The 19,853-nt window shown below is 72.4% G+C and carries 16 protein-coding genes; 3 read left to right on the top strand and 13 right to left on the bottom strand.

Annotation, left to right across the window (positions count from 1 at the left end):
* Positions 1 to 86 precede the first annotated feature (86 nt).
* From OV207_RS08685 to OV207_RS08675, 3 genes are all read right to left on the bottom strand, one after another.
* Positions 87 to 1,166, bottom strand: a complete 1,080-nt coding sequence (locus OV207_RS08685; protein ID WP_267554121.1) for a PhoH family protein — start codon at positions 1,164 to 1,166, stop codon at positions 87 to 89.
* Between the two features lie 95 nt (positions 1,167 to 1,261).
* Positions 1,262 to 2,380 carry a DUF4388 domain-containing protein gene (locus tag OV207_RS08680; RefSeq protein ID WP_267554120.1) on the bottom strand — a complete coding sequence of 373 codons (1,119 nt, stop codon included), beginning with the start codon at positions 2,378 to 2,380 and terminating at the stop codon, positions 1,262 to 1,264.
* A 3-nt stretch (positions 2,381 to 2,383) separates the two neighbouring features.
* A complete protein-coding gene (locus OV207_RS08675) occupies positions 2,384 to 4,543 on the bottom strand; it encodes a hypothetical protein (RefSeq protein ID WP_267554119.1) in 2,160 nt (719 codons plus the stop codon).
* Between the two features lie 116 nt (positions 4,544 to 4,659).
* Here OV207_RS08675 and mazG point away from each other — a divergent pair, with 116 nt between their 5' ends.
* Together mazG and rpsT are read left to right on the top strand one after the other, a co-directional pair.
* Positions 4,660 to 5,841: a nucleoside triphosphate pyrophosphohydrolase gene (gene mazG / locus OV207_RS08670; protein ID WP_267554117.1), complete on the top strand. Its 1,182-nt coding sequence runs from the start codon at positions 4,660 to 4,662 to the stop codon at positions 5,839 to 5,841.
* 161 nt (positions 5,842 to 6,002) lie between these two features.
* Positions 6,003 to 6,269, top strand: a complete 267-nt coding sequence (rpsT, locus tag OV207_RS08665; protein WP_120538442.1) for a 30S ribosomal protein S20 — start codon at positions 6,003 to 6,005, stop codon at positions 6,267 to 6,269.
* A gap of 40 nt (positions 6,270 to 6,309) precedes the next feature.
* Here rpsT and OV207_RS08660 read toward each other — a convergent pair whose 3' ends face one another.
* Genes OV207_RS08660 through leuS form a run of 3 tightly spaced genes read right to left on the bottom strand, consistent with a single transcriptional unit; the run spans position 6,310 to position 9,950 of the window.
* The gene (locus tag OV207_RS08660; RefSeq protein ID WP_267554114.1) at positions 6,310 to 6,825 is read right to left on the bottom strand and encodes an LptE family protein; all 516 of its coding nucleotides are present in this window, start codon (positions 6,823 to 6,825) and stop codon (positions 6,310 to 6,312) included.
* A gap of 32 nt (positions 6,826 to 6,857) precedes the next feature.
* Positions 6,858 to 7,430 carry a hypothetical protein gene (locus OV207_RS08655; RefSeq protein ID WP_193430590.1) on the bottom strand — a complete coding sequence of 191 codons (573 nt, stop codon included), beginning with the start codon at positions 7,428 to 7,430 and terminating at the stop codon, positions 6,858 to 6,860.
* An 18-nt stretch (positions 7,431 to 7,448) separates the two neighbouring features.
* On the bottom strand, positions 7,449 to 9,950 hold the full coding sequence (gene leuS, locus OV207_RS08650) for a leucine--tRNA ligase (protein ID WP_267554113.1): 2,502 nt from the start codon (positions 9,948 to 9,950) through the stop codon (positions 7,449 to 7,451).
* A gap of 239 nt (positions 9,951 to 10,189) precedes the next feature.
* On the opposite strand from leuS, the gene asnS reads away from it, so the two are divergent.
* Positions 10,190 to 11,590, top strand: coding sequence for an asparagine--tRNA ligase (gene asnS / locus OV207_RS08645; protein ID WP_267554112.1), 1,401 nt, complete (start codon positions 10,190 to 10,192; stop codon positions 11,588 to 11,590).
* 343 nt (positions 11,591 to 11,933) lie between these two features.
* Here asnS and OV207_RS08640 read toward each other — a convergent pair whose 3' ends face one another.
* The 7 genes from OV207_RS08640 to OV207_RS08610 form a co-directional block, all read right to left on the bottom strand.
* Complete coding sequence (locus tag OV207_RS08640; RefSeq protein WP_267554110.1) at positions 11,934 to 12,824, bottom strand: NAD(P)-dependent oxidoreductase; 891 nt, start codon at positions 12,822 to 12,824, stop codon at positions 11,934 to 11,936.
* A gap of 25 nt (positions 12,825 to 12,849) precedes the next feature.
* Entirely contained in the window at positions 12,850 to 14,580 is a 1,731-nt protein-coding gene (locus tag OV207_RS08635) for a putative ABC exporter domain-containing protein (protein WP_267554108.1), read from the bottom strand.
* Positions 14,577 to 15,356 carry an ABC transporter ATP-binding protein gene (locus OV207_RS08630; RefSeq protein WP_267554106.1) on the bottom strand — a complete coding sequence of 260 codons (780 nt, stop codon included), beginning with the start codon at positions 15,354 to 15,356 and terminating at the stop codon, positions 14,577 to 14,579. The genes OV207_RS08635 and OV207_RS08630 overlap by 4 nt, the downstream gene beginning before the upstream one ends.
* A 21-nt stretch (positions 15,357 to 15,377) precedes the next feature.
* Positions 15,378 to 15,764, bottom strand: coding sequence for a response regulator (locus OV207_RS08625; RefSeq protein WP_193430583.1), 387 nt, complete (start codon positions 15,762 to 15,764; stop codon positions 15,378 to 15,380).
* 70 nt (positions 15,765 to 15,834) lie between these two features.
* Positions 15,835 to 16,878 (bottom strand): chemotaxis-specific protein-glutamate methyltransferase CheB, encoded by a 1,044-nt coding sequence (cheB, locus tag OV207_RS08620; protein WP_267554105.1) that lies wholly within the window; start codon positions 16,876 to 16,878, stop codon positions 15,835 to 15,837.
* Positions 16,878 to 17,750 carry a CheR family methyltransferase gene (locus tag OV207_RS08615; RefSeq protein WP_193430581.1) on the bottom strand — a complete coding sequence of 291 codons (873 nt, stop codon included), beginning with the start codon at positions 17,748 to 17,750 and terminating at the stop codon, positions 16,878 to 16,880. Before OV207_RS08615 ends, cheB begins: the two co-directional genes overlap by 1 nt.
* A gap of 13 nt (positions 17,751 to 17,763) precedes the next feature.
* Complete coding sequence (locus OV207_RS08610; protein WP_267554103.1) at positions 17,764 to 19,755, bottom strand: HEAT repeat domain-containing protein; 1,992 nt, start codon at positions 19,753 to 19,755, stop codon at positions 17,764 to 17,766.
* Positions 19,756 to 19,853: the final 98 nt, after the last annotated feature.

Raw genomic sequence — 19,853 nt, 5'->3', positions numbered from 1 at the left:
GTGGGCGAACAGGCTGGAATGTAGGCCATCCAACGACTCCACCCCCGCCCCGGCGCAAGCCTGGGAGCGGGGGTGGGGGTGGGGCATCACGCCTGGGAACCGTCGTCTGGAGCCCCGGAGCCGCGCGTCAAGGCGGTGGCCTCGCGGGCGGCCTGGGCCCCCTTCTGGGCGTTCTCCGAGCGCTCGTAGGCGCGGATGACCTCCTGCACCAGCGGGTGGCGCACGACGTCCACGTCGGAGAACTCCGAGAAGTGGATGCCTTCGATGTTCCTGAGCACCGTGCGGGCGTGGTGGAGGCCGGACATCTTGCCCGTGGGCAGGTCCACCTGCGTTACATCGCCGGTGATGACCGCCTTGCTGTTGTAGCCCAGGCGGGTGAGGAACATCTTCATCTGCTCCACGGTGGTGTTCTGCGCCTCGTCGAGGATGACGAAGGCGTCGTTGAGGGTGCGGCCGCGCATGAACGCGAGCGGCGCCACCTCCACCACCCCCTGCTCCACCAGCGTCTGGGCGCGCTCGACGGCCATCATGTCGTGCAGCGCGTCGTAGAGCGGGCGCAGGTAGGGGTTCACCTTCTCCGCCATGTCGCCGGGCAGGAAGCCGAGCTTCTCACCGGCCTCCACGGCGGGGCGCGCCAGGATGATGCGCTTGACCTTGCGCTCCTGGAGGAAGGCGACGGCCATGGCCATGGCCAGGTACGTCTTGCCGGTGCCGGCGGGGCCCACGCCGAAGACGATGTCGTGGGCGCGGATGGCGTCCACGTAGCGCTTCTGGGCGAGGCTCTTGGGGGCGATCTGCCGGTTGCCGGTGCTCTTGAGGACCGTGCCGAGCATGACCTCCTGCAGCGACTCCGAGCCGCGCCCCAGGACCTTGATGGCCTGCTCGACGTCCTCGCGGTAGACGGTGCGGCCCGCGCGGATCATCTCTTCGAGGTTCTCCACGAGGCGCACGGCGAAGGCGACGGCGTCCGCGGGGCCCGACAGGAGCAGCTCCGTGCCGCGCTGCCCCACCCGGACGCCCAGGCGCCGCTCGATCAGCTTGAGGTTCTCGTTCTGGTTTCCGCACAGGGCCAGGGTCGTCTCGTTGTCACGGACGTCCACCTTGGCGGAGGTGGGAGTGGATTCTGCGCGAGCAGCGGGCACTTCCAGCGTGGCGGGGTTTCGCAATGCGCGTCGTTCCTCGTTCAGTGGTCGCTCGCCGTCAACGTAACGCCGCCCTCCCACCCATGCCCGGTGGACCGCAGGACGACTTCCACAGCAGGCTAGCGCACGGGCGGCAGGAGGATGAACCGCCGAGCAGCCAGCCGACGGTAATAATAGGGCTCCCGCCAGGGGTAGCGAAGCTCCTCCGGACGTAACAATCCGGCATCCACCAATGCATCCAGTTGCTCTGGCAGGGTTCCCTTCTCCAACTGGAACACCTCCAGGGCGGCTTCGATGCGGACGCGCTGCGCCTGGGCAATCTGACGCTGGGCGGCGGGATCCCCCAGTACGGTGGCGCCGGGCTCCTGCCAGCCGGGCCCCACCCAGCGGGAGGCGATGAAGGCCAGGGCGGCCAGGACCGCCATGGTCACGGCGACGCGGCCCACCGGCCCCGCCACCCGGGCGAGCAGGCGGGTGTCCTCGGGGACGGGCGCGCGCCCCTCCGCGTCGATGACGCGCACGTAGTCGCCCTTGACCAAGTTGTAGAGCGCCTTGCAGGTTTCGAACTCCCCCAGGCAGCAGAGGTCCACGAGCTTGCGCAGGTCCCGCCCCTGGGCGATCTCCTCGTAGACGTGGCGCTCCGAGGGCCCGATGACGCCCAGCTCCCCGCCCTCCTCCGCATGCGACCGGGGCACGGGCAGCGCCTTGACGCGCTCGAAGGTCATGTCGTCGCGGTGGATGCGCTTTCGGATGACGGGCCACTCGTCCACCATCCGGAAGCCCTCCATCAGCACCGTCTCCGCGCGCAGCGGGGTGATGCCTTCGGGGCCCGGCTCCACCGGCTCCTGGATGAACTCGTAGGTGCCCGCCTTCCAGGTGAAGAGGCGGTAGAGCGTCTCCGTCACCTGGAGCTGGGCCATCTGGTGGAAGCGCTCGGCGGTGAGCGCATGGCTCGCCACCAGCACGTCGCCCAGCCGCTTGAGGGTGCGCTTCTGCACCTCCAGCGCGGCCTCCAGCTGGGTCTCCGTGATGATCTCCGCGCGCACCAGCATGGCGCCGATGAGCTCCTTGCGCTTCCGGGTGAGCCCCTCCGCCTTGATGATGTGCCCGTCCTGGAAGCCGACGCGCACCTCCTGGTCCTTGTTCCGGAAGTGGAGCGTGCCCGTCTTCTGCTGCTGCCCGATGAGCTGCAGGATGTCGCCGATGCCGAAATCCTTGAGGGTGCCCTTGAGGGACATGGCTCAGGCCTCCCCCCGCTGGTGGCGGTGCAGGCCGCGCAGCGTCAGCAGGTAGACGAAGAGGAGCACCAGCGCGGCGGGCACGAGCTTGAGGTACAGCGGCGCGTCTCCGTACGGGGTGCGGACGAGGCCGCGGTGGAGCACCAGCGCGGCCAGGGAGAAGCTGAACAGGAAGGCATAGACGGCGCCGCGCACCGGCAGGCCCCGGCGGATGTGGCCCGCGCCGGATACCAGCCCGCCCAGCACGTACGTCACCCGCTTCGTCCAGGCCTGGTGGCGGTCCACCTCCAACTGCTTGCGCGAGCGGACCTCCTTGGGCACCTGGCTCTTGCGCGCGTAGACATGGACGCACTGGCCGCACAGGGTGCTGCCCACGCCCAGGTCCTTGTCGCAGCGCTGGCACACCGCCCGGCCGCACCGGTCGCAGTCGCGGGACGCCTTCAGCCGCGAGCCCGCCTCGCCCAGCAGGGCCAGGAGCGCCGCGAGCCCCGCGGTCAGCGCCCAGCCCACCGGGCCCTGCGGCAGGGCATGGGACAGCCACCGGCCCACCTGGGCCTCCACTCGCGCGCCCTCCGCCTTCCCGTCCGCCAGCTCCATCCAGTCGCGCTCCGGCACCTGGGGCGACAGCAGCAGCAGGTTGAGCAGGGGGCGGTCCTCGGGGGGCGGCTCGCGGCGCAGGAGCGAGTCGTCCAGCGACTGCGCGGTGGCGCTCGCCGAGGTGGCGCGCTCCAGCTCCTTGCTCAGCAGCTCGTCCGACACCTGCCGGGCCCGGCGTCGGTACACCTGCGCGAGGTTGTAGTGCGGCGCCGCCATGCGCGGATCCGCCTGCGCGGCCTGGTTGTAGAGGGGCAGCGCGCCCTCCGGGTCCCCCAGGCCCACCAGCACGTTGCCGAAGCGGGTGAGCAGCCGCGCGTCCCCGCCGCGCAGGGCGGAGGCGGCCTTGAAGTCCGCCCTCGCCTCCTCCAGCAGGCCCCGGCGGGATTCGTAGAAGGCGAGCGCCCCCAGCTCCTGGAAGCGGGCCGTCCGGGCCTCCGCGCGGGCGCGCACCCGGGCCGCCGCGCCGTCCGCGGATAGGCCGCCGCGCTCCAGCAGGTAGACGTCCTCCGCGGGCGTGCCGGCGAAGACGGTGAAGCGCACCAGGGCCCCCGCCGCGAGCGGCAGCAGGCCCAGCCCCACGAGCAGCACCGCCGCCACCCAGCGCTCGGCGCGGCCCAGGTACAGGGTGACGACGGCGAGCAGCAGCAGCAGTTGGGGCACCAGCCCCACGCCCAGCACGGCGGGCAGCGCGAGGAGCAGCAGGCCCAGGAGGGCCGACTGCCAGCGCGCCACCGCCCGGGGGAACAGGTGGTGGAAGTCATGCAGCGCGTAGCGGATCCGCCGCAGGAAGAGGACGACCACCACCGCCACTGCCGTGGCCGCCCACGCCGCGAGCACCGCCGCGCCCAGGTCCGTGAGCGCCGGCCGCCGGTAGCGCGCGTCCTTCGCCAGCGTCACGAGCGCCGTCTTCCAGGCGCTCAGGGCGCGCGGGACGTCCAGCGGATCCTCCACGACGTAGGCCTCCGCGCGGGCGAAGTGCGCCGCGGGCAACCCCGGCGACAGGGTCACCGCCACGTCCAGGAGCGCCAGCGTCCCCGTGAGGTCTCCGGCGCGGCGGCGGACCTCGGCCTCGCGCAGGAAGCCCACGCTCAGGGGCTCCAGGTCCGTGGCGAGGATCTCCTCGCGCAGCTTGAGCAGCTCCTGCTGCGCGCTCTGGGCCGCGGCCTTGTCGTTGCGCGCGCGGGCCTGCTTCCACCGCTCCCACACCGCCAGCAGGTCCGCGTCCACCACCTTCGGCGCCATCACCGGCGTGGGTCCGGGGCGCGGCGCGACGACGACGGGCTCGGGCTCCAGCGGCGCGGCGGGCACCACGGGCTTGGGCGGCGGGGTGACGACGCGGCCCTTCGCGGCGGGGCGCCGGGGCTCCGGCTCCGGCTCGTCGGCCAGCTCTTCCTCCGGGTCCGGCTCCGGTTCGTCCTGGATGAGGGAGCCATCCCCGGTGTCGGCCTCCGGATCTTCCAGGTAGGTCTCCTGGATGCGCGTGGGCGCGTCCTGCATCAACGCAGGAGCACGCGCGGGGACAAGCAGCACGAGGCAGCAACACAGGCCGAGGAACGAGCGGAGCATCCGGGCGGCGGATGATAGGCGACAGCGGGGACGACACGAAATCATGTGCCCCCTGCCCGCCCCCGCCCCCGTGCTACAGGAGCGCCCGGCGGGGGACTGCACGGGAGCGAAATCGCATGGCGGCGCCTGGATCAGAGCTGGAACGACTGGTGGGGATCATGCAGCGGCTGCGGGCCGAGGGCGGCTGCCCGTGGGACCGTGAACAGGACCTGCGCTCGCTGCGCCCCTACCTGACCGAGGAGGCATTCGAGGTCCTGGACGAGATGGATCGCGTCTCCGACGGGGGGCCCTGGCGCCCCCTGTGCGAGGAGCTGGGGGACCTGCTCTTCCAGATCGTCTTCCACGCCCAGCTGGCGGCGGAGCTGGGCGAGTTCACGATGGCGGACGTGTGCGCGGCCATCAGCGACAAGCTCACCGGCCGCCACCCCCATGTCTTCGGAACTGAACAGGTGGAGGGCGCCGAACAGGTGCTCGCCAACTGGGCGAAGCTCAAGGCGGACGAGCGCAAGAAGAAGACGGGGCGCGCGGGCTCCGTGCTGGACGGGGTGCCCACCGCGGCTCCCTCCCTGCTGCGCGCCGAGCGCCTCACCGAGAAGGCCAGCCGCCTGGGCTTCGACTGGCCGGACCTCGCCGGGGTGCGCGGCAAGCTCGACGAGGAGCTGCGCGAGCTGGACGAGGCCATCGCCGCCGGAGGCCGGGACGCCATCGAGCACGAGCTGGGGGACGTCCTGTTCTCGCTCGCGAACCTCGCCCGCTTCGTGAAGACGCCGGCGGAGGACGCGCTGCGCATGGCCTCGCGTCGGTTCGTCACCCGGTTCCAGTACATCGAGGCCCGGCTGAACGAGGAGGCCGTGCCCTTTGGCGGCGCGACCCTGGAGCACATGGAGCGCCACTGGCAGGGCGCCAAGGCCCAGGAGAAGCTGCTGCCCCCGCCGGCCCACCCGCCCCGCGCCACCGTCGCCACCCTGCGCCTGCCGGTGCCGGACGTGGCGGCCCAGCGGGCCTTCTGGGACCCGGTGGCCTCCTGGCTGGGCTGGACGAAGCCGCAAAGCCCGGACGGCACGGCGGCCTACACGGGCGCGGGCCTGGGGCTCGTCTTCACGCCGGGCGCCCCGGCCGGGCCGCCGTCCTCCCAGGCCACGCTGGGGCTGGAGGCGCCCTCCCAGGCCGCCGTCACCCGGCTGCGGGAGCTGATCCAGGCCCACCACCCCGAAAGCCTCCTGTCGGGCCCCGGGGAGGGCCTGCGGTTCCGGGACCCCGCAGGGCTTACGTGGGAATACATGCCCCCGTCGGTTTGATTCTTCCTCGCGGGTGGCGTCAGGCCCTCGCGGGTGCCGTTCGAGGCCTTCCGGAGCCGGAAATCCTGATCGCGTTTGCACGCGTGCCTTGACGCAATGGGGGCGTCGAAGTAAGGACGGCCCCTCTTTTTCCTTGTCTTGCCTTCCGCTGGAGCATTGCCTTGGCGAACACCAAGTCTGCAGAGAAGCGTCACCGCCAGTCCCTGAAGCGCCGCGCCCGGAACGTGAACGTCCGGACGTCGGTGAAGGACGCCGTCAAGTCCGCCCGCGAGGCCATTGCCTCCAAGGACGGCACGAAGACGACGGACGCTCTCAAGGCGGCTTCCAAGACCCTCAACAAGGCGGCCAGCAAGGGCGTCCTTCACAAGCGCACCGCCTCGCGCCGCATCTCCCGGCTGGCCAAGGCCGCCGCGAAGAAGTCGGCCTAGTCGCACCCTGCCCTTGGTCGAGGACCGGGTTTCCCGGTCCTCACCAGGTGCTGGCCAGTCGGTCGTACCCATCCCGCATGAGCGTCTCCGCCAGGCGTGCCATCGCCGCCTGACGGTTGGCTTCTGCTTCCAGGACATTGCCTCGCCCCTGGAGGTAGTCCTCGGTGCCCGACACCACGGTCTCCCCGAGCAACTGTCCCTCCTTCACGAGGCGCAGTCGCACGGTCGTGAAGACGCGGTAGTTGTTGGCGATGATGGTCGGTGAAGCCCAGACGTTGAGCACCGCCCCTTCAATCGTGGACGCGCAGCCCGGTCCGCTGGCCAGACGGCCGGCCTGGACGAGCTGCTGGCGCAGGTAGCGCGTGAAGAGGTTCTCCAGCGCGGGCTCCGGCGTCTCGTTGACGAAGATGGGCGCGCACACCTGCCCCACGCCTTCCGGCAGCGCCGAACCCCACGGACTGAAGCGGTAGCCGCAGCCGGACACCAGCGCCGCCACAACCACCACGGCCGTCCGGGCCCGCCGGTACTCGCTCCCCGCACTCCAAGTCGGCCGCATGGGCGCGCACCCTACCCGCCGGCGATCCTCCGTCAAGCGCCAGGGCCGGACACCGGCACGCCCCGCGCGCGGGCCGCTTCCGCCAGCGCCAACCGGGCCGCCTCCAGCCGCGCCTCCCGCGCCGAGCCCCGGAGCGCCATGCCCAGCGGCCACTGCAACCGCGCGCCGTCCTCCACCTCCACCGTGAGGCCCTGGTGGCGGTACATGGCCGCGAGCAGCAGGCCCACGATTCCCGCCGCGCCGGCCATCACCTGGATGGCCGGCTCCCGCGCCCAGAACCCCAGCAGCGCGAAGGCGAGCAGCCCCAGCGCCTCCAGGTAGGGCCGCGTGCGCCACTCCAACCGGCGCACCCGCGTCCACGGCACGTCGAGCGGCGGGCCCCTGGCGCGCCCCTGGAAGGTCAGCCGCTCCGCGTCCAGGGACAGGCCCCGCCCGTTGCCCAGGTCCACCGCCACCGAGGCGATGCGCGGGGGCGGTGGGGCCGCGGGGGCCTGGGGTGGCAGGGGTGCCTCCGGCAGCTCCGCGTTGCAGAAGGCGCAGCGACGCCGGGCCGCCGTCTGGGGGCGCCCGCAGGCGGAGCACATGACGAGCACTTCCGCGGGCACCGCCCCTCCCTCCCGGCCTCAGCCGACGACGAAGTTGACCAACCGCTTGGGGACGAAGACGAACTTGCGCAGCGTCTTGCCCTCCAGGGCGGACTTCACCTTCTCCTCCGCCTCCGCCGCCGCGCGCACGTCCGCCTCGCTCGCGTCCGCCGCCACGCGCACCTCCGCGCGCAGCTTGCCGTTCACCTGCACGGCGTACGGAATCACGTCGTCCACCACCAGCGCGGGGTCGAACTCCGGCCAGGCCTCCGACACGGTGACGGCCTTGGCGCCATAGGCCTCCGCCAGCTCGTCCGCGATGTGCGGCGCGAACGGGGTGAGGATGCGCGCGAGCAGCCGCACCGCCTCCGCCATGGCCGCCTTCTCCGCCTGCGTCTCCGGCGTGCCCACCGCGTAGAGCGCGTTCACGCACTCCATGATGCCGGCGACGCCGGTGTTGAAGGACAGGCGCTCGATGGCCTCGCCCACGCGCTTGATGCACTTGTGCGCCGCCCGGCGCGTCTCCAGGGCCTTGCCCTCATAGGGGCCGTCGTACGTGACATCCGCCACGGAGGCGTGGTGCGTGGCGCCGAGCGCCCACACGCGCTTCAGGAAGCGGGAGACGCCCTCCACCTGGTCCGGGGACCAGTCGAAGTCGCGCTCCGGCGGGCCCGCGAAGAGCACGTAGGTGCGCGCGGTGTCCGCGCCGTACTTCTGCACGATGGTGGAGGGGGCCACGCCGTTGCCGTAGCGCTTGCCCATCTTGCGGCCGTCGGCGCCGTTGACGATGCCCTGGGTGATGAGCCGCGTGACGGGCTCGTCCACCGGCGACAGGCCGAGCAGCTTCATGACCCGGGTCCAGAAGCGGAAGTAGAGCAGGTGCATCGTGCCGTGCTCGGGGCCGCCCACGTACACGTCCACGGGCAGCCAGTGCTTCGCCACCTCCGGGTCGAAGGGCGCGGCGTCGTAGTGCGGCGACAGGTAGCGCGCGAAGTACCAGCAGGAGTCGACGAAGGTGTCCATCGTCTCCGCCTCCCGACGCGCGGGGCCGCCGCACTTCGGGCACTCGGTGTTGACGAAGGACGCGACCTTCGCGAGCGGCGGCTCGCCACGGCCGGTGAGCACCTCTTGCGTGTCGATGTCCGGCAGGCGAACCGGGAGCTGGTCCAACGGCACGGGGATGCCCTTGCGCTCCGGGTCGCACTTCTCGCAGTAGACGATGGGGATGGGCGTGCCCCAGTAGCGCTGGCGGCTGAAGCCCCAGTCCCGCTGGCGGTACGTCACCGTGGCCTTGCCCTTGCCCTGGGACTCCAGCGTCGCGGCCATCTTCACGCGCGCCTCCGCGGAAGGCAGGCCGGTGAAGTCCCCGGAGTCCACGAGCACGCCGTCGGCGGTCGCCGCCCCGGTCAGCGTCTCCCCCGCGCCCAGCTTGTCGCCCGTGGCCGGCTGGATGACCACGCGCACGGGCAGCGAGTACTTGCGCGCGAAGGCGAAGTCGCGCTCGTCGTGCGCCGGCACGCTCATCACCGCGCCGGTGCCGTAGTCGCTCACCACGAAGTTGGCGATCCAGATGGGCACCGGCTGGCCGGTGAACGGGTGCAGCGCGTGCGCCCCGGTGAAGACGCCTTCCTTCTCCGTGTCCTCGCCCAGCCGCTCCGTCTTGTTCTGCGCCGCCATGCGCTTCGCGAACGCTTCGACGTTCGCGCGCTGCTCCGGCGTCGTCACCTGGGCCACGAGCTTGTGGTCCGGCGCCAGCACCACGTAGGTGCAGCCGAAGAGCGTGTCCACGCGGGTGGTGAAGACGCGCAGGGACGCGTCATGCCCCTGCACGCGGAAGTCCACCTCCGCGCCATCCGAGCGGCCAATCCAGTTGCGCTGGCGGGCGGTGATGCTGTCCGGCCACTCCTTGAGCGTGTCCAGCGCGTCGAGCAGGTCCTGCGAGTACTTCGTGATGCGGAACGCCCACTCAGGCATCTCCTTGTCCAGCACCTCCGAGGAGCAGCGCTCGCAGCGGCCGTCCTTCACCTGCTCGTTGGCGATGACGGTGTGGCAGCCGGTGCACCAGTTCACCTTGCTGAAGCGGCGGTAGACGAGCCCGCGCTCCAGCATCTGGAGGAAGAACCACTGGTTCCAGCGGTAGAACTCCGGCGCGCTGGTGTTCACCTCGCGCGACCAGTCGTAGCTGTAGCCGAGCGTCTTGATCTCCGCCTTGAACGATTCGATGTTCTCGCGGGTGCGGATGGCCGGGTGCACGCCGTCCTTGATGGCCGCGTTCTCCGCCGGCAGACCGAAGGCGTCCCAGCCCATGGGGTGCAGCACGTCGAAGCCGCGCATCAGGTAGTAGCGCGCGTAGACATCCCCGATGAGGTAGTTGCGCACATGCCCCATGTGCATCTGACCACTGGGGTACGGCAGCATCTCCAGGATGTACTTCTTGGGCGCATCCGGGCGCCTGCCTGCCCGGAAGATGCCCTCCTGGTCCCAGCGGGTCTGCCACTTTCCTTCAATCGACTGCGGCTCGTAACGCTCGTTCATCGCCATGGCTTTCCAGTCTCTTAGCGGGAGGTGCGACATGCGGGCAACAAGTCTTGGCGCGTCGAAGGCGGGGACCGTCCGCCCCCGTGCGGCCTGCCTCCCCGGACGGCCGCCAGGCCCGGAAGCCTGACCGGGACGGCTCCCATGTGGGTGCCCCGGGCCGGGGGCGGGCCTCGCACGGTGCTTGCCCTCCGGCCCGGGCACGACTAACTCGCCTTCCCGGTCTGGAGCAGAGGGAGAGCACCATGCAGGTCGTGAGTGTGAAGAGGGCCCTGGCGGGCTCGGTCGAGGCGGGCTCGAAGGTGGAGGTGCGCGGCTGGGTGCGGACGCGCCGCGACTCCAAGGCGGGCATCAGCTTCGTCAACGTGAGCGACGGGTCCGTGTTCGACCCCATCCAGGTCGTCGCGCCCAATTCGCTGCCCAACTACGAGAAGGAGATCCTCCGGCTCACCGCGGGCGCGTCCGTCATCTGCCGGGGCACGCTGGTGCAGTCCCAGGGCAAGGGGCAGGCGTTCGAGGTCCAGGCGGACGAGGTGCAGGTGCTGGGGCTGGTGGACGACCCGGACACCTACCCCATCCAGCCCAAGCAGCACACGCTGGAGTTCCTGCGGGACGTGGCGCACCTGCGCGTGCGCACGAACACCTTCGGGGCCATCACCCGCGTGCGCAACTCCGCCATGCAGGCGGTGCACCGCTTCTTCCACGAAGAGGGCTTCTGCTGGGTCAACACGCCCATCATCACCGCGAGCGACGCGGAGGGCGCCGGGCAGATGTTCCGCGTGTCCACGCTGGATGCGTCCAACCCGCCGCGCGGGCCGGACGGCAAGATTGATTGGGGCAAGGACTTCTTCGGCAAGGAGGCCTACCTCACCGTGTCCGGGCAGTTGAACGTGGAGGCGTACTGCCTGGCCATGTCCAAGGTCTACACGTTCGGTCCCACGTTCCGCGCGGAGAACAGCAACACCACGCGGCACCTGGCCGAGTTCTGGATGATTGAACCGGAGATCGCCTTCGCGGACCTCAACGAGGACGCGGCGCTGGCGGAGCGGTTCCTCAAGTACGTGTTCAAGGCCGTGCTCAACGAGTGCGCGCCGGACATGAAGTTCTTCGAGGAGCGCCAGCAGAAGGGCGTCACGGAGCGGATGGAGAAGTTCATCGGCTCCAGCTTCGAGCGCATCGACTACACGGACGCCATCTCCATCCTCCAGAAGGCGAAGAAGAAGTTCGAGTACGCGCCGGAGTGGGGCAAGGACCTCCAGACGGAGCACGAGCGCTACCTCACCGAGGAGCACGTGGGCCGGCCCGTGGTGGTGATGAACTACCCGGAGGCCATCAAGTCCTTCTACATGCGCCTCAACGAGGACGGGAAGACCGTGGCCGCGATGGACGTGCTCGCGCCGGGCATCGGCGAGATCATCGGCGGCAGCCAGCGCGAGGAGCGCCTGGACGTACTGGACGCGCGCATCAAGCAGTTCGGGCTCGAGCCCGAGCACTACCAGTGGTACCGCGACCTGCGCCGCTACGGCACCGTGCCGCACGCGGGCTTCGGCCTGGGGTTCGAGCGGCTCATCGTCTACATGTGCGGCCTGCAGAACATCCGCGACGCCATCCCCTACCCGCGCGTGCCGGGCTCCGCGCAGTTCTGAGCCTCGCGCCGCCTACTGGAGGACGGAGGGCTCTGCCTCCTCCTCCTTGCGTGCCTGGACGCGGGCGTAGGAGGAGGCCGCGCTCAGCGGTCGCTCAGCCGACCTCGGGTCCATGGGAAATCTGGGGGCCGCGCGCGCGGGAGCACAGGTCGCCGCCCGTGGGTTCCGGGTGAGCCCTCGTGACCCTGGCCGACGGGCAGCGCCCCTCTCGTGCCGTCCCTTCGCGGGACCCAAGCGCGCCTCCTGGCGACGGAGCACCTGGACCGTCCCGCGAGTCGCTCGGGAGGAAGGATGGGCCCGGTTCGACGGACGGCCCTCGCAACGTTCCGGGCACCATGTCCGCTCAGGCCTTCTTCGGGAGGCCCGCGCGGTCCCTCGCGAGTCCGCCCAACGCGGACCAGTCCTCGTCACCGCGCCCCTGCGCGACGCCGGTGAGGAAGTGGTCGCGCAGGAGGCTGGCCAAGGGCAGCGGCACCTCCGCGGCGCGCCCTGCTTCGAGCGCCAGCGTCACGTCCTTGAGGCCCAGGCGCAGCGCGAAGCCCGCGGGGGTGGTCTGCCCCCTGGCGATGGCGCCCGCGTAGTTCTCGAAGATGGGCGAGCGGGCGAAGACGGCCTTGAAGACGTCCAGGAACGCGGCGCGCTCCACGCCGGACTTCTCCGCCAGGGCGAAGGCCTCCGACAGGGCCTCCATCATGGAGGCGATGAGGAAGTTGCCGGAGAGCTTCACCAAGTTGGCGGACGAGGGCTTCTCGCCCAGCTCCGTGAGGCCCCGGCCCAGCGCCGTGAGCAGCGGGCGCACGCGCTCCACCTGCGCCCCGGGGCCGGCGGCGATGACCCAGAGCTGCTTGCCCTCGGCGGCTTCCGGGCGGCCGAAGACGGGAGCGGACACGTAGCCCTGGCCCGCCTCCGCGTGCGCGTTCGTCAGCCGCTCCGACAGCGCGACGGAGATGGTGCTGGAGGAGACGTGGACCGCGCCCTCCGGCAGGGCCGCGACGACGCCGTCCGGGCCCAGGGTGGCGGCCTCCACGGCCGGGTCGTCCGCCAGCATCGACACGACGACCTCCGCGTCACGCGCCGCCTCGCCGGGCGTGCTCGCCACGCGCGCGCCCTGCTCCCGCAGCGGCTGCGCCTTGGCGGCGGTGCGGTTCCACACCGTAACGTCGTGGCCCGCGCCCAGCAGGTTCTTCGCCATTGGCGCGCCCATGTTTCCCAATCCGATGAAGCCGACCTTCATGGGGATGCTCCCTTCGTGCTCGGGTTCAACCTGCGTTCGACTGTTCCTCGGACACGTCCAGCCGCTCGAAGGCACGGCCGAGGAAGGCGACGCCCAGCGCCACCTCCGCGAAGAGTGCCCCCGCGGCCACCAGCCCCGCGAGCGGCACCGCCCACCGACCCATGACAGTGAACAGCGGGTAGCCCACGAGCAGGGCCACCACCGCGGCGGGCAACAGTCCCAGCAACGTCACCACCAGCGTGCCCACCAGCGTGAGCAGCCGCTGGCCCAGGGCCTCCACGCCGCGCGCCCGCTCCGAGTCCGCCGGAATCCACGCGGGCAGCAGCACCACCGCCGCGTTCTGCACGAACAGCCCCGCGAGCCCCAGCGCCGGCAGCACCGACAGCAGCCCCAGCACCACCGGCGTGGACCACGGCGCGAGCGTTTCGTCGTCCGTGCCCACGCCCAGCACCAGGGCCACCAGCAACATCACCCACTGCGCCACGCCCAGCGTCAGCGCCGACGCCGCCAGCTCCGCGCGCACCACCTGGCCGCCCGTGAGCGGCAGCGCGCGCAGCAGCTCCAGCTTCGGCAGGTCCATGCGCAGGTCGGTCCGGAACGCGGTCGGTCCGATGACGGCCATCGCCACCGCGACCATCAGGCTCATGGGGCCCAGCAGCTCCCGCGTGTTCGAGAACATCCGCAGGTCGCCCAGCACCAGCGCCACCAGCGCGCCCATCACCACGAAGCCCAGCAGCATCACCAGCCCGCCGCCCAGCCGCTTGCGCGCGATGAGGTTCTTCCACAGGAGCGCCACCTCCGGGCGCCCCCGGGCCTTCAGCGCGAAGGGCACCCGGCCCACGCGGATGTTCCCGCCCCGCGCGGCCCGGTCGCCCCGCCGGGCCTGCTGCCGCGTCCGCGCGTCCGCGCTGGCCACCGCCGAGTCCTCGAAGGGCACCTCCACCGCCATCACCCAGGCGTAGTGGGCCAGCAGCAGCGCGAGCGACGCGGGCAGGTAGCGCAGGAAGTCCTGCCCGCTGCGGGCCATGGAGGGCGCCACCAGCGCCCGGCCCGGCCACAGCACCGCCCGCGGGCCCGGCGCGTTCAGCACCTCGCGCAGCCACTCCCGCACGGCGAAGGGCGCGCCCGCGTTGTCCGGCCACGGGTGTGCCTGGAGCGTGGACACGAGCGTCCCCGTCACCGCCACGAGGACCAGCCCCACCACCGCCCAGCGCACGGCGCCGCCCCAGCGCCCCCGGGACACCAGCCACGCGCGCACGAAGGACGCCGCGGTGCCGTGCAGGTACAGCGTGCCCATGGCCAGCGCGGCGCCCAGGAAGAAGAGCTCCGGGCGGGGGCTCGTGAAGCGCCCGACGAACACCGTCGCCGCCAGCGCCGCCAGCGTCGCGCTCAGCAGGCCCCGCAGGAGTTTGTAGTGCAGCAGCGCCCGGCGCGTGACGGGCGCCGGGAAGAGGTACTGCACCTCCGTCTGCGTGAAGCTCAGCGCCGGCCGGTCCGCGCCCAGCACCCACGCCGTCACCAGCGTGCCCAGCACCGACACCTCCAGCGAGAGCTCCGCGAACAGCCGCGCGTTCGGGGACACCGCCCGGCCCGTGCCCTGCACGAACACGCTGCGGCCCACGAGCGAATACAGGTACGCGGCGCCCACCAGCGCGCCCAGCAGGTAGCGCGGGCGCTTCAGCCGCTGCACCTGACGCACCAGCCGGTTGCGCCAGGTCCGCACCCACAGGAAGGCCACCGCCCGCGAGAAGCTCACGGCGCCCGGGGCCCCGGCCCGACCGCTTCCGGATCCTCCGAGGCCGCGCTGGTGATGCGCACGAACAGCTCCTCCAGCGACGCGCCGTCGCCCTCCCCACCGGCCAGCTGTTCGCGGATCTCCGGCAGCGTGCCCAGCGCCACCGCGCGGCCTCCGGCGATGATGAGCAGCCGGTGGCACAGCTCCTCCACCAGCGGCAGCAGGTGCGACGACAGCACCAGCGCCGTGCCCTCCTCCGCGCGGCGGCGCAGCGACGCCTTCATCCGGCGGATGCCCAGCGGATCCAACCCCGTCAGCGGTTCGTCCAGGAGGATGAGCCGGGGCTGGTGCAGGAAGCCGCACGCGATGGACAGCTTCTGCTTCATGCCCCGCGACAGCTCCCCGGGCAGCGACTTCTCCCGGCCCGTCAGCTCCATCTCCTCCAGGAGCGCGCGGCCCCGCTCTTCCCAGTCCTCCACGCCGTAGAGGCGCGCGGTGAAGTTCAGGTGCTCCCAGACGGTGAGGTATTCGAAGAAGCGCGGCTCGTCCGGCAGGAAGGCCAGCGCCCGCTTCGCGTCCACCGGCGCCACCGCCAGGTCGTGCCCCGCCACCCGCACGCGGCCCACGGACGGGGGCAGGATGCCGGCGAGGCAGCGCAGCGTGGACGTCTTGCCCGCGCCGTTGGGCCCCACGAGTCCCAGCACCTCTCCCGGGGCCACCTGGAACGTCAGCCCCCGCACCGCCTGCACCGCGCCGTACGTCTTCTCCAGCCCCTCGACGTCCAGCGCCGGTTCCATGCGTGCCTGGGCCTCCGAAGCTCAGCCGAGCTTCAGCAGTTCCTTCACCGTCTCCAACACCACCCGGGCCTGCACGGGCTTCACCAGGTAGGCGCTCGCGCCCAGGGCCATGGCCCGCGCCCGGTCCGCGGCCGCGCCCTCCGTCGTCACGACGACGATGGGCACGCCCCGGTGCTCCGGCGCCTGGCGGATGTGGCTGATGAGCTTCAGCCCGTCCATCAGCGGCATGTTGATGTCCGTCAGCACCAGGTCGAAGCGGCCCTGCGTGGTGAGCATCTTCAGCCCCGCCACCCCGTCCTCGGCCTCCACGCAGACGACGCCCGTGAGCCGCTGGAGCGCGTACATGATGCTGCGGCGCATGGCCTGCGAGTCGTCCACCACCAGCGCGCGGATCTGCTGCTGCGACATGCCCGGGAGCCTAGCACCCGCGCGCCGCCCGGCCCGGGAATGTGCGGGGGCCTGTCCGGCAACCACCGATTCACTGCCCGGCGGCCTGCCTTCGCCGCCGCACCAGCAGGGCCAGCTCCGTCCCGATGGCGTCCAGGGCCAGCACCCGCGTCACCGCCCCGGTGGCGATGGCCTCCTTGGGCATGCCGAACACCACCGCCGTGTCCTCGGACTCGGCCCAGGTCTCCCCCCCCTCGCGCCGCACGCTGCGCACGCCCTGCGCCCCGTCCGCGCCCATGCCCGTCAGCACCACCGCCACCGCGCGGGAGCCCAGCACCTCCGCCGCGCTCTCGAAGAGGCGGTCCACCGACGGCGCGTACTTGTCCGCGGGCACCGGCCCCGGCGTGCGCAGCTCCATCCGCCCCGCGCGCTCCGTCAGCACCAGGTGCCGGCCGCCCGGCGCGATGTAGACGTGCCCCGGCGCCACCACGTCGCCGTCACACGCCTCCGTCACCGTGAAGGGGCCGATGCGATCCAACCGCTCCGCGAAGGCCCGGGTGAACTGCGAGGGCATGTGCTGGCTCACCAGCACGCTCGCGGTCGGCTCGGAGGCCAGGCCCTCCAGCAGCCGCTGCACCGCCGGAGGCCCGCCGGTGGAGGCCCCCACGGCGATGACCTGGGGCGCCTCGCCGGAGAACACGGCGCTGCGCAGCGCGGCCCCATGGCGGCCACCGGACTTCACGTGGCGGGCGGCGAACACCTTGTCCAGGAGCTCACGCCGGAGCAGCTCCAGGGTCTCCGGCGTGATCCGGGGCGGCTTGGCGATGAAGTCGAACGCGCCCAATTCCAGCGCCTTGAACACGTCCGACTTGTGCGCGTAGCTGGAGATGACGATGACGGGCGTGGGCGATGCGCGCATGAGCAGCCGCAGGAAGGTGTGGCCTCCCAGCCTGGGCATCTCCAGGTCCAGCGTCACCACGTCCGGCTTCAGGTCCAGGACCTTCTTGAGCCCCTCCTCGCCGTCCCCCGCCCAGTCCAGCACCTGCACGTCGTTGGAGGACTCCAGGAGCGTGGTGAGCGTGCGGCGGTTGGTGGCCGAGTCGTCGATGACGAGCACCGTGAGCGGGCGTCCCATCAGCGGCCCTCCCCGTTCGGCAGCTCCGGCCGGCGGTACACGAGGTCGCCCTTCAGGTGCACCAGCTCGAAGTCCGCGCCCAGGCTGAGCAGGTTCTCCGCGTGGCCCAGCAGCAGGTAGCCCCCGGGACAGAGCCGGTCGCGGATGACGCCCAGCACGCGGCGGCGCGCGGCCTGGTCGAAGTAGATCATCACGTTGCGGCAGAAGACGACGTCGGTGCGCGGCACCAGCTGGCTGGCCGCCTCGTCCGCCAGGTTGTGGTGGCCGAAGCTCACCCACGCCTTCACGTCGTCGCGCACGCGCACGCGGTTCACCCCCACGGGCACGAAGAAGCGCTCCAGCAGGTCCGGCGGCGTCGCGCGCAGGGCGCTGGGCCCGTACTCGGCGCGGCGGGCCACCGCCAGCACCCGGCGCGACAGGTCCGTGCCGTGCACCTCCACGTCCCAGTCGTCGAAGCGGCCGCTGTCCTTCAGCAGCATCGCCACCGTGTACGCCTCTTCTCCGGAAGAGCACCCCGCCGACCACAGCCGCAGCCGCCGGGTGCGCGCGTTCTTCTTCTCCAGCAGCGGGAGCAGCTCCTCGCAGAAGGCCTTGAGTTGCGCGGGTTCGCGGAAGAAGTACGTCTCGTGCGTGGTGAGGGACTCGACCGCCGCTTCCAGCTCCGCGATGCGCTGGGCGTCGTAGCGCAGGTAGCGGTGGTAGGCGCCGAAGTCCGCGAGCCCCAGCGCCTCCAGCCGGGGCCACAGCCGGCGCTCCATCACGAACTTCATGTCCTCGTGGATGAGGATGCCGCAGTGGGCATAGACGTGGTCGCGCAGGAGCCGGAACTCCTCCAGCGTCATCTCCGGACGGCCTTCGTCGAAGCGTGGCATGCGCGGCCTTCCCTCAGCGCCCTGACAACCGGGCCACCGCGTCCACCAACGCCCGGCGGGCCAGCGCGTCGTGCTCCACCGACAGCGCCTGCTCCAGCACCGGCAGGCACTCCGGGCGCCCCAAATCCCCCAGCACGCGGGCCGCCGCCGCCCGCACGTCCCAGCGGGGATGGCCGACGAGGGACACCGCCAGCGCCGCGCCGTCCGCCGCCCCCTCCGCCGCCGTCAGCGCCGCCAGCGCCGCCTTCACCACCTCCGTGTCGGGGTGGCCCAGCGCGTCCCACAGCATCCCCGAGCCCACCTTGCCCAGCTTCGCCAGGGCCCGCACGGCCAGCACCGCCAGCGCGCCATCCGCGTGGCGCACCAGCGCCTCCAGGTCCAGGGCCCGCTCCGTCGCGCCGCCCGCGCCCACCGCCTCCACCGCGGCCAGGCGCACGGCGCGGTCCTCGTCCTTCAGCGCGAGCCCCAGGAAGCTCCCGGCCTCCTGCCCGCCCTGCCGGCCCAGCGCCCGCACGGCGGCGATGCGCACCGGCGCGGATTCGTCCGCCAGCGCTCCGCGCGCCAGCTCCAGGCCCGCGTCGCCGCTCACCCGGCTGGCCGCCTCCACCGCCGCCGCCCGCCACGGGGCATCCGCGTCGCGCGCCAGCCGCCGCAACAGGGGCAGCACCTGCGCGCCGCCCAGCCGCCCCAGCACCGCCACCGCCGCGGGCGTCGTGCGCTGCTCCACCGCCGCCTCCAGCGCCGCCAGCGCCGCCAGCGGATGCACCGCGATGAGCTGCTCCAGCGCCCGCACCGCCGTCCCCGACAGCGAGGGGTCCGCGAGCAGCGCCACCAGCGGCGGCAGCGCCTGCGGCGAGCGCGTGCGCCCCAGCGCCCGCACCACCACGGCGCGCAGGTCGTCCTCCGCCCACTCCAGCAGCGCGCACAGCTCCGGCACCGACGTCGCGTCCACCAGCAGCACCAGCGCCTCCGCCGCCACCGTCCGCGCGGGCAGCGACAGCGCGCCCATGTTCTTCAGGAGCAGCCGCCGGCCCTCCGGGCCCAGCTGGCCCAGCGTGAAGAGCACCTCGCGCAGCAGCCGGTCCTCGCGCGCCACCTCCGCCACCGCGAGCGCCAGCGACGCCTCCCCCAGCGCCCCGGCGGCCACCAGCGCGCCGGCCCGCACCTGCACGTCCTCCACGTCCAGCGCCTGCGCCACCCGGTCCGTCATCTCCTGGATGCGGGAGAGCACCGCGCGCGCCACCGCGTCCAGCTCACCGCGGGCGTAGGGTCCCAGCCCCGAAGCCTGCGTCCCCAGGGCGACGAGGGCCGCCTCGCGCACCGAACGCACCGGGGAGGCCAGCGCCTGGCAGATGCGCTCGGTGGACACGCCCGGCGGGCACAGCCCCAGCAGGCGCAGGGCGCTGCGCTGGAGGAGCGGCGCGTCCACCAGCGCCATCACGCGCTCGGTGGCCGGCGCCCTGCGCAGCGCCACGAGCCCCTCCAGCGCCGCCAGCCGCAGCAGCGACGTCTCCGCGTCCAGCAGCGCCTCCAGCGCCCGCACCGCCGCCTCGCCGCCCGTGCGGCCCAGGGCCTCGGCCGCGGACACGCGCACGTTGAGGTCCACGTCGGAGAGCGCGCGCAGCAGCACGTCCTCCACCTCCGCGCGGCCCAGCTGGCCCAGGATGTCCGCCGCGAGCTTGCGCTGATCCGGATCCTCGTGCTCCAGCAGGAGCACCAGCGGGTGCAGCGCCACCGTGCCCATGCCGGCCAGGGCTTCGGCCGCCGCGTTGCGCGCGCCCGTCTCGCCCCGCTCCCCCAGCACGGAGATGAGCCGCGCGGTGACGCGCTCCGCGTCCGGCAGCCGGCGAAGCCCCTCCGCCGCCGCGTGCCGCACGCGCCAGCTCTCGTCGTGCAGTCCCGCCGTGAAGGTCTCCAGGGCGCCCGGCGCACGCGGGTCCACGGCCTGAAGTGCCCGGTAACGGACCTCCTCCTGTCCCGCGAGGGACTGCGCCGCGTCGCTCATCCGCCGTACTCCTCCGGTGGCCGGTCCTGCCCCGGCCCCGCATCCTGCCCCAAGAAGCCGGGGGTGTAATTCCCACCGTCGTCCCCCGGGCCCCCACG

This window comes from Corallococcus sp. BB11-1 (assembly GCF_026626625.1).
In the GTDB taxonomy this organism is placed as follows: Bacteria; Myxococcota; Myxococcia; order Myxococcales; family Myxococcaceae; genus Corallococcus; species Corallococcus soli.
Note: the sequence above shows the minus strand (reverse complement) of the source record. Positions and strands in the feature narration are given on the sequence as shown.